General features: G+C 47.2%; 2 pseudogenes. Both read left to right on the forward strand.

From position 1 onward, the window contains the following. Positions 1-249 (forward strand): annotated as a pseudogene (locus R8N49_RS30500) (fimbrial biogenesis outer membrane usher protein); the annotation flags it as partial. Next, positions 246-517 (forward strand): annotated as a pseudogene (locus R8N49_RS30505) (protein CsuE); the annotation flags it as partial. The pseudogenes R8N49_RS30500 and R8N49_RS30505, both read left to right, overlap by 4 nt.

Here is a 517-nt window from a genome sequence, read left to right on the forward strand (position 1 = left end):
GATGAAAATCACCTAGTCCTGTCGCTTGGCACGTTTGGGCGTTCAGAGACAGGATTAGTCAGTCAAATTGGGTGGGATGGGTTTACCTACTTTGAAGGCATTGATCCGGGCAGTTACATTCTGTTTTATCCTCAAGGGCAGTCACCATGTAAAGTTTCAATTGAAGGGTTGTATGAGCGCGAGAGTCAAAAAATACAAACACTGAATAGTCAGGTTTGCCTCAAAACAGAAGATGAGGCGGCACTATGATTTTGCATCGCTGGCTGGCTAGTCTACTTCTCTTTTTCTCGTGCTCGACAATAGCTTGTCAGCTCACTGCGCTAACACCTTCAATCCAGTTTGGCAATGTTTCTTCATTTACGGTGTCGAGCACTCAGCAACAAAGTTCAGCTCAGCCTCATGCCGGGATAACGTGTGACTTTCCGACACTTGTGTCGTTGTTGAGTGGCGACTATGTGTCCGTCACATTTACCAGCCTCAATGGTGGGCAGATGACCACCCAAGGAGATGCCAGTTC

It is taken from the genome of Vibrio sp. 1978 (assembly GCF_033344345.1).